This is a genomic window from Kingella sp. (in: b-proteobacteria) (assembly GCF_030527935.1).
Lineage (GTDB): Bacteria > Pseudomonadota > Gammaproteobacteria > Burkholderiales > Neisseriaceae > Kingella_B.
Genome location: NZ_JAUMZV010000061.1, coordinates 1 through 8,513 on the forward strand (window position 1 = coordinate 1; position 8,513 = coordinate 8,513).

Here is an 8,513-nt window from a genome sequence, read left to right on the forward strand (position 1 = left end):
CGTGCCCGATGGTACCAACGTTTACGTGCGGTTTGCTACGTTCAAATTTTTCCTTTGCCATGGCAAATTCCTATTCAGTTAGTTTGTTAATAAATTGGATTTGGAAATTGAGTTAGATGGTGCCCATGGGCAGATTTGAACTGCCGGCCTCTCCCTTACCAAGGGAGTGCTCTACCCCTGAGCTACATGGGCTTTAATTTGGAGCGGGTGAAGGGAATCGAACCCTCACCGTAAGCTTGGAAGGCTTCTGCTCTACCATTGAGCTACACCCGCTTATTCTCTACTCCAAATACAGCAAGAAATTGTTTATGGTGGTGGGAGAAGGATTCGAACCTTCGAAACTTTCGTGGCAGATTTACAGTCTGCTCCCTTTGACCGCTCGGGAATCCCACCAAAAGAATTGCAACTATACGTTAGTTTTTAAATTTTGGTCAAGCGTTTATGGGTTATTTTGTTGGATGTTTTTGTTTTTGTGTTTATTTTTCTTGGACGATTTTATAGTATTTGGCGAGTAGTTGCTCGTGGGTTTCGGGGTGTTCTTCGTCGATTAGGATGCAATCTACGGGGCAGACTTGTTGGCATTGGGGTTCATCGTAGTGCCCGACGCATTGTGTGCATAGGTTGGGGTTGATTTCGTAGATTTCTTCGCCTTGTGAGATGGCATCGTTGGGGCATTCGGGTTCGCATACATCGCAGTTGATGCATTCATCGGTGATGAATAGGGACATTTTGTTTCTCTTTGCGTGTGTTTTGAAATGGGCGGGATTATAGCGAATTTTTTGTTTTCAGGCTGCCTTTTGCGGTGGTTTTTACAGTTTGATAATGGTTATTATCTTTATTTTAATCAGTGGGTTGTGTGTGTTTGAGCAGGAGAAATTGGCTGTGCCCTGCTTTGCCTTGTCGGTGGATGGATAGCCATTCGGGAAGCGGGGGAATTTGGCTGGCTTCTAGGTAGATGTAGGTGGTGGGATAAAGGTGGGGTTGGAGCGCGGGAAATAGGTTTGCCCAGTCGTGCCATGCGTAGGGCGGGTCTAGAAATATGGTGTGGTATGACTGGTGGGTGGCGCGGAGATGGGCGATGGCGTTTTGTTGGTGGATGTGAATTTGGTTGCTGATGTTGAGCTGTTGGGCGATGGTGTGGAGTTGGCGGATGGTTGGGGGGTGGGTGTCGCATAGGGTGGCACTTTGGGCGTGGCGGGAGATGGCTTCAAAGCTGAGTACGCCGCTGCCTGCGAATAGGTCTAGGGTGTGTTGGGCGGTAAGGTATTGCCCGAGCCAGTTGAATAGGCGTTCGCGCACGCTGTCGGGGGTGGGGCGCAGTCCTTCTGCGCTGATAAAGGGGATTTTTCTGCCGCGCAGGTCGCCGCCGATGATGCGGACTTGATTGCTGTGTTTGGGGTTGTGTTTTGGGGTTGGCTTCATGGGGATTGTGGGTAGATTAGGGTTTTGTGGGGACGGGGAATTTGTTTTCAGGCTGCCTATGTGTGGCGATGAAGATGCTTGGGCAATGCCTATGATAAGGCAGGCGAAATTATAGCGGATTTGCGTTCGCTGCCTGTGGCAAAGCTGAAATGCGGTGATGCGGGGGCGTTTCGCAACGATGCGCAAACGCGTTTTCAGGCTGCCTATTGGGCTGTGGATTAAGAACCTGTATTCACTATTTTCATAACCATCTTTTATGCCCTAAAAACGCGGCTACCGCGTTAGAAATGCTCGCAAGATGTTCAACCTTGCTGTGCTTTTTACCTTGTATCCGCACTTTTATGTCATCAAATCTGCCTATGGAAATAATGAATATAGGTTCTAAGATTGTGCGGCAGCCTGCGTAGCAAAGCGGAGTTGCGAAGCTAAAACACAACCCAGCATAGTTTTCAGGCTGCCTTAAATGCTAAAATTTCGTTTTCACTCAATCCATAGGAAAATCATCATGGCAAACCGCAATGAGCAGCTTTTTGAACGGGCAAAAAACATTATCCCCGGTGGCGTGAACTCGCCTGTGCGGGCGTTTGGCAGCGTGGGGGGCGTGCCGCGTTTTATTAACAAGGCGCAGGGGGCGTTTGTGTGGGATGAAAATGGGCAGCGATATATTGATTACGTTGGCTCGTGGGGACCTGCGATTGTGGGGCACGCGCATCCCGAAGTGGTGGAAGCTGTGCGTGAAGTAGCGTTGAGCGGCTTGTCGTTTGGTGCGCCCACGGAAGCGGAAATTGTCATCGCCGAAGAAATCGCCAAAATTATGCCCAGCGTGGAGCGGCTGCGCTTGGTGTCGTCTGGCACGGAAGCGACCATGAGCGCGATTCGTTTGGCGCGTGGCTACACGGGGCGCGACAAAATCATCAAATTTGAAGGCTGCTATCACGGGCATTCCGATAGCTTGCTGGTGAAAGCGGGCAGCGGCTTGCTGACATTTGCCAACCCCAGCTCGGCGGGTGTGCCTGCGGATTTCACGCAACACACGCTGGTGCTGCCGTATAACGATGTAGGCAGCCTGAAAAACTGTTTTTCTCAGCTGGGCGAGCAGATTGCCTGCGTGATTTTAGAGCCGATTGCGGGCAACATGAATTTGGTGAAACCGTCTGCCAAATTTATTCAAACGCTGCGCCAAATCACGGCGCAACACGGCGCGGTGCTGATTTACGATGAAGTGATGACGGGCTTTCGCGTGGCATTGGGCGGGGCGCAATCGCTGCACGGCATCACGCCCGATTTAACCACCATGGGCAAAGTCATCGGCGGCGGTATGCCGTTGGCGGCGTTTGGCGGCAAAAAAGAAATTATGGATTGCATTTCGCCGTTGGGCGGCGTGTATCAAGCGGGGACGCTATCGGGCAACCCCGTTGCTGTGGCGGCAGGCTTGAAAACGCTGGAAATCATCCAACGCGCGGGCTTCTATGAACACCTTACCGCACGCACCGAGCAGCTAGTCAGCGGCATCAACCAAGCCGCAAAACAAGCAGGCATCACATTCACCGCCGACAGCATCGGCGGGATGTTTGGTTTTTATTTTGCCGACCACGCGCCACAAAATTACAGCGACATAGCAGCGTCTAACATCGCCGCGTTCAAAACCTTCTTCCACGGGCTGTTGGAACGCGGCGTGGCGTTAGGGCCATCCGCGTATGAAGCCAGCTTTATGTCTGCCGCGCACACGGCGGAATTGGTGGACGAAACGATTGCCATCGCGGCGGAAGTGTTTGCTGGGATGGCGTAAGCCATAGGCAGCCTGAAAATCCCATCCGTTGTTTTTGGCGCAAGGGCACGGCTTGCAAGCAAGCCGTAGGGAACGCGGGTTATCGTTTCAGGCTGCCTTATATCGCGCCCGCGTTTAAGCAGCCTGAAACTTTCGCTCAAACCCAAAGGCAGCCTGAAAGCAAGAAATGCCACCATTCCCGCACAGGCGGAAATTTGATCTGATATTCAGAAATGAATGCAAAAACAAACTGTTGCTTATCCGTAGGTCGGGCATAAATGCCCGACCTACGTCTTTGCAAAGATTTCAGGCTGCATCAATATCTTGTTCACACCGCCCTGCCCTATTCCCACCCTTATAAAGAGGCAGCCTGAAAACAAGAAAACCGTTTTCAGGCTGCCTTTCCCTATTCTCCCAACACCCGCATTCAATCAACGCGGCGCTTTCGCATACCCCCCGCTATCCCACTCTCCGTCCGCAGGAAACGCATTCGCCGCACCATCGCTCGCACGCGCATCACGCCCGCGATTCGGGTCGCGCAGTTCAAAAATCGCCGTGCCAATCACGCCCACATTACGCACCGAACCTTCGTCCGTATGCGCCACATAAGCATCGCTTGGCTTGCCAAAAATAAACGAAGCCACCGCATCATCGCTCTTGCGGAAGCCTTCAATCAGCAGCGTGCCATGCGGGCGCAACACATAGCCATTGTGGTAGCGGCTCGCCGCCTTGCCCGAAATCACGTCCACGCCGTCCACGCTCGCCACCACTTCCAGCGTTTTATCGCTGTTATTTTTGTACACCAGCTGATACGCCTGCCCCGCCGTGCCACGCAAGAAATACCGCCCATTGTCGCGGAAAATCGGCAGCGCACGGCGATTATCCCCGCGCACCGAAAGCTCCACTCTGCCCGCCGCCAGCGCAATAGATTTCAGGCTGCGCCCCTGATAATCCTTCGCCGCATAATGCAAAACATGTTCCGCCAACGGCTGCGAACCCACCCGCCGCAAATCCACGCGCTGCACAGACGACTGCACTTCATCGCCCCATTGCGTGCCCAGCCGCTCCACCTGCGCCACCGATTTGCTTGCCATCGCGTTATCCGCCGAAGACTCCATCGTCACACGGCTAGACATCGGCTGCGACATACACCCCGCCAACGCCATGGCCAACAGCGTCGCCGCCACAGGTTTAAACTTTAAACAAGAGAAAGACATACAGCACTCCTTATCAAAAAAGGCAGCCTGAAACATTATCGCCAAGCACCCGCCCAACAATTAGGCAGCCTGAAACACTATTCAGCCCAATCATAACCACGAAAAGGCAGCCTGAAAACGAATTCACCCGCTTGCGCCAAGCAAAATCCCATTTTCAGGCTGCCTCATCTTATTCACATCACCGCAGGATTAGTACAACCCCTCGCGTTCCTCGCGCGTACTGATGTAAATATTTTTCACTTGCGTGTAAGCCGCCAGCATCATTTTATGCGTTTCGCGCCCGATGCCAGACGTTTTATAGCCACCAAACGGCGCGCCCGCAGGCAAGCGGTTATAGCAGTTCACCCACACGCGACCCGTTTCCAGCGCACGCGACACGCGCAGCGCACGGTTAATATCGCGCGTCCACACACCGCCGCCCAAGCCGTATTCGCTTTCGTTAGCCATGGCAACCACTTCTTCTTCCGTTTTGAACTTAATCACCGTTGCCACAGGGCCAAAGATTTCCTCTTGCGCCACACGTGCCGCGTTGCTGTTCACCTCAATCAAAGTTGGCTCAACAAATTCCCCGCCAGCCAAATCACCCGCCGCTTTTTTACCGCCTGTGATGATGCGGCAGCCCTCTTGTTCACCAATTTTCACATATTTCAAAATGGTTTCCAGTTGCCCCGCGTTCACTTGCGAACCCATTTGCGTATCATCTTCCCAAGGCAAGCCCAGTTTCACTTTTTTAAATTCCTCTGCCAACGCAGCCACGAATTTGTCGTAAATCCCCTCTTGCACAAAAATCCGCGAACCCGCGCAGCATACCTGCCCTTGGTTGAACAAAATACCTTTTTGCGCCCCTTCCAAGGCTTTATCAAACGGCATATCGTCAAAGAAAATGTTGGCCGATTTACCGCCCAATTCCAAAGTAGAAGGAATCAGCAATTCCGCCGCAGCAATGCCCACGCGGCGACCCACTTCGGTTGAACCCGTAAACGCCAGTTTATTAAAGCCTTTATGGTGCAACATATATTCGCCCGATTTGCTGCCCTTGCCTGTAATCACATTCAACACGCCTTTGGGCAGCAAGTGATTGATTTTTTGCGCAAACGACAGCAAGCTCAACGAAGTGCTGCTAGATGGGTGAATCACAATGGTGCAGCCCGCCGCCAGCGCAGGCGCAATCTTCCAAGCCGCCATCAAAAACGGGAAATTCCACGGAATAATTTGCCCCACCACGCCAATCGGTTCGCGCAACACCAGCGACAAATCTTCTTCGTCCAATTGGTTGGCGGTGCCTTCTTCGCCGCGAATCACGCTGGCGAAATAGCGGAAATGGTCGGAAGCCAGAGGAATATCGGCGGCACGGGTTTCGCGTATCGGCTTGCCGTTGTCCAGCGTTTCTTGCAGCGCGAACAATTCGGCATTTTCGTCAATCACATCGGCGATTTGGTTCAAGATGGCGGCGCGCTCGGTGGCGGTGGTTTTTTTCCATGTTTTAAACGCTTCTTGCGCGGCGGCAACGGCTGCGTCCACATCGGCATCGGTGGCATCGGTAAATTTTGCCAGCTCCGCGCCGTTGGCGGGGTTGTAGGAAGCGAGCAGATTGGCGGGCTGCGTCCACGCACCGTTAATCAATAAACCATATTCTTTGTCAAACACGTTTAGATTTTTAGCCATGACGGTCTCCTTGATGAGTTGTTTAGGGCAACGCTGAACAGCAATACTTGATGGAACGCTGCCTTACGCGATTGCGCCAATGTAGTATGGTGTAGTTAAAACCAAGATTCAAGGCTGTATGTTAATTTTTTTAAAGACGCGATTTTAAACGATTGATTTTGCAAGATAGTAATAAAATTTCAGGCTGCCTAAATAGCGTGTATTAGGCAGCCTGAGAAGCAGTTTATGCTGGGTTAGTTGCAGTATTTGGCAATATCCGCATCATATTTTGGAATCAACGCATCTTTATTTTTCGCGTTGGCTTTGGTTACGGTTTCTTTATTCATTTGCGCCGCTTTGCAGTTTTCTTTTTTCACCTCTTCCATTTGTTTTTTGTTGGCTTCTTCTTTGCGGCGGTTTTCTTCTTCAATTTCTTTGTTCAACGCGGCTTGTTTATCAGCGGTGGACATATTGGGGTCTTCTTTTTTTGCCACAGGTGGTGGGGTTACGGTGCGGGTGCGCACGTTGATAGTGCTGGCTTGACCCATTTTCAACCCTGGGGGCGTGTCGGCAAATGCGCGTGCGCCGCTGCGTTGTTTCCATGTGAAAATAGAAGTGTCGGCAGCGAAAGCAGAAGAAGCGGCAATCGCTAAGGCGATGGCAGATAAAGCGATTTTCGTTTTCATAATCTTTTCCTTGTTTAAGTTATCAAAGCACAGTTAAGTGTAAATAAACTGAATTTTAATAGGTTTTTTGCACGCTGTCATGAAAACCGTTTTCAGGCTGCCTGAAAGCGCGTCAATTATGCTACAATCGCGTGCATTTTAACCCGCTGCAAAGGTGTGTGAAAAAATGCGTATCATAGAAAAAGCCTACACGTTTGACGATGTTCTGCTTGTTCCCGCTCATTCCCAAGTTCTTCCCCGCGATGTCTCGCTCAAAACTCCGCTCACCAAAAAAATTACGCTCAATTTGCCGTTACTGTCCGCCGCGATGGACACCGTAACCGAAGCGCGTTTGGCGATTTCTATGGCGCAAGAAGGCGGCATCGGCATCATTCACAAAAACATGACCGTGGAGCAGCAAGCGGCGGCGGTGCGCAAGGTGAAACGCCATGAAAGCGGCGTGGTGAAAGACCCTGTAACCGTGTCGCCTGATAAATTGATTGGCGAATTGCTGGCTGAACGCGCGGCGCGTAAACGCAGAATGTCGGGCTTGCCTGTGGTGGAAAATGGCAAGGTAATCGGCATTGTTACCAACCGCGATTTGCGTTTTGAAACGCGCACCGATTTGCCTGTGCGGGCGATTATGACCCCGCGCGAGCGGCTGATTACCGTGCCTGTGGGCGCAAGCATCGAAGTGGCGCGGGAATTGATGCACGAGCATAAAATTGAGCGCGTGTTGGTGTTGAACGACCAAGACGAGCTTAAAGGCTTGATTACGGTAAAAGATATTGTCAAAACCACCGAGTTTCCCAATGCCAACAAAGACGAAGAAGGTCGCTTGCGCGTGGGCGCGGCAGTGGGCACGGGCGGCGAAACCGAAGAGCGCGTGCGCGCGCTGGTGGAAGCGGGCGTGGACATCATCGTTGTGGACACGGCGCATGGGCATAGCCAAGGCGTGATTGACCGCGTGAAATGGGTGAAACAAACGTTTCCTGATGTGCAAGTCATCGGTGGCAACATCGCCACGGCGGCAGCGGCGAAAGATTTGGTGGCGGCGGGCGCAGATGCGGTGAAAGTGGGCATTGGGCCGGGGTCTATTTGCACCACGCGCATTGTGGCGGGCGTGGGCGTGCCGCAATTAACCGCGATTCACAATGTTTCCGAAGCCTTGAAAGGCTCGGGTGTTTCGGTGATTGCCGATGGCGGCATTCGCTTTTCGGGCGACATCGCCAAGGCTTTGGCGGCGGGCGCGGATTGCGTGATGCTGGGCGGTATATTTGCAGGCACAGACGAAGCACCTGGGGAAATTGAGCTATACCAAGGGCGGGCGTATAAATCGTATCGCGGCATGGGTTCTCTGGGGGCGATGAGCCAAGGGTCTAGCGACCGCTATTTCCAAGAGAAAACGGAAAATACGGATAAATATGTGCCCGAAGGCATTGAAGGGCGCGTACCGCACAAAGGCCCAATTATCAATATTATTCATCAGATTATGGGCGGCTTGCGTTCCAGCATGGGCTATTTGGGCTGCGCGAATATCGCCGAGATGCACGCGAAAGCGGAATTTGTGGAGATTACTTCGGCGGGGATGCAGGAATCGCACGTGCATAATGTGCAGATTACCAAGGAAGCACCGAATTACAGCCGTTGAGCATTGAGATGATGGATTAGGCAGCCTGAAAACAAGCAATAGCGTTTTCAGGCTGCCTTAAATCATGGTATCCGTGTTTATTGTTTATTCGATGTAGAAATCCCTAGCGTTGTTTACAGTATTTCAAGGACAATACCGTAAATGAA

The 8,513-nt window shown here is 51.9% G+C and carries 8 protein-coding genes, 3 tRNA genes and 1 pseudogene; 3 read left to right on the top strand and 9 right to left on the bottom strand.

Annotated elements, in window-relative coordinates; all coding sequences use genetic code 11:
* The 6 genes and pseudogenes from Q4A85_RS12815 to rsmD all read right to left on the bottom strand — a co-directional run.
* Nucleotides 1-61, bottom strand: a pseudogene (locus Q4A85_RS12815) (elongation factor Tu); the annotation flags it as partial.
* Nucleotides 62-117: 56 nt separating this feature from the next.
* Nucleotides 118-192, bottom strand: a tRNA-Thr gene (locus Q4A85_RS12820).
* A gap of 7 nt (nt 193-199) precedes the next feature.
* Nucleotides 200-273: transfer RNA gene (locus tag Q4A85_RS12825), tRNA-Gly, on the bottom strand.
* Nucleotides 274-309: 36 nt separating this feature from the next.
* Nucleotides 310-393 (bottom strand) — tRNA-Tyr (locus tag Q4A85_RS12830).
* 83 nt (nt 394-476) lie between these two features.
* Nucleotides 477-728 (bottom strand): YfhL family 4Fe-4S dicluster ferredoxin, encoded by a 252-nt coding sequence (locus Q4A85_RS12835; protein WP_200522607.1) that lies wholly within the window; start codon nt 726-728, stop codon nt 477-479.
* A gap of 112 nt (nt 729-840) precedes the next feature.
* Nucleotides 841-1,422 carry a 16S rRNA (guanine(966)-N(2))-methyltransferase RsmD gene (rsmD, locus tag Q4A85_RS12840; RefSeq protein ID WP_303110970.1) on the bottom strand — a complete coding sequence of 194 codons (582 nt, stop codon included), beginning with the start codon at nt 1,420-1,422 and terminating at the stop codon, nt 841-843.
* A 78-nt stretch (nt 1,423-1,500) separates the two neighbouring features.
* Here rsmD and Q4A85_RS12845 point away from each other — a divergent pair, with 78 nt between their 5' ends.
* Together Q4A85_RS12845 and hemL are read left to right on the top strand one after the other, a co-directional pair.
* On the top strand, nt 1,501-1,644 hold the full coding sequence (locus tag Q4A85_RS12845) for a hypothetical protein (protein WP_303110971.1): 144 nt from the start codon (nt 1,501-1,503) through the stop codon (nt 1,642-1,644).
* A 283-nt stretch (nt 1,645-1,927) separates the two neighbouring features.
* A complete protein-coding gene (hemL, locus tag Q4A85_RS12850; protein WP_303110972.1) occupies nt 1,928-3,211 on the top strand; it encodes a glutamate-1-semialdehyde 2,1-aminomutase in 1,284 nt (427 codons plus the stop codon).
* Between the two features lie 410 nt (nt 3,212-3,621).
* On the opposite strand, the gene Q4A85_RS12855 is transcribed toward hemL, so the two are convergent.
* From Q4A85_RS12855 to Q4A85_RS12865, 3 genes are all read right to left on the bottom strand, one after another.
* Nucleotides 3,622-4,407 carry a hypothetical protein gene (locus tag Q4A85_RS12855; RefSeq protein WP_303110974.1) on the bottom strand — a complete coding sequence of 262 codons (786 nt, stop codon included), beginning with the start codon at nt 4,405-4,407 and terminating at the stop codon, nt 3,622-3,624.
* A 189-nt stretch (nt 4,408-4,596) separates the two neighbouring features.
* A complete protein-coding gene (locus Q4A85_RS12860; protein ID WP_303110976.1) occupies nt 4,597-6,072 on the bottom strand; it encodes an aldehyde dehydrogenase family protein in 1,476 nt (491 codons plus the stop codon).
* A gap of 233 nt (nt 6,073-6,305) precedes the next feature.
* Nucleotides 6,306-6,737, bottom strand: coding sequence for a hypothetical protein (locus Q4A85_RS12865; protein WP_303110978.1), 432 nt, complete (start codon nt 6,735-6,737; stop codon nt 6,306-6,308).
* Nucleotides 6,738-6,903: 166 nt separating this feature from the next.
* Between Q4A85_RS12865 and guaB the strand changes: the two genes are divergently transcribed.
* Entirely contained in the window at nt 6,904-8,367 is a 1,464-nt protein-coding gene (gene guaB, locus Q4A85_RS12870) for an IMP dehydrogenase (protein WP_303110980.1), read from the top strand.
* The last annotated feature ends 146 nt before the right edge of the window (nt 8,368-8,513 follow it).

Excerpts from the sequence above, each read along its gene's own strand:
- Q4A85_RS12835 (WP_200522607.1), bottom strand. The coding sequence starts at position 728 with ATGTCCCTATTCATCACCGATGAATGCATCAACTGCGATGTATGCGAA.
- rsmD (WP_303110970.1), bottom strand. The coding sequence starts at position 1,422 with ATGAAGCCAACCCCAAAACACAACCCCAAACACAGCAATCAAGTCCGC.
- hemL (WP_303110972.1), top strand. The coding sequence starts at position 1,928 with ATGGCAAACCGCAATGAGCAGCTTTTTGAACGGGCAAAAAACATTATC.
- Q4A85_RS12855 (WP_303110974.1), bottom strand. The coding sequence starts at position 4,407 with ATGTCTTTCTCTTGTTTAAAGTTTAAACCTGTGGCGGCGACGCTGTTG.
- Q4A85_RS12860 (WP_303110976.1), bottom strand. The coding sequence starts at position 6,072 with ATGGCTAAAAATCTAAACGTGTTTGACAAAGAATATGGTTTATTGATT.
- Q4A85_RS12865 (WP_303110978.1), bottom strand. The coding sequence starts at position 6,737 with ATGAAAACGAAAATCGCTTTATCTGCCATCGCCTTAGCGATTGCCGCT.
- guaB (WP_303110980.1), top strand. The coding sequence starts at position 6,904 with ATGCGTATCATAGAAAAAGCCTACACGTTTGACGATGTTCTGCTTGTT.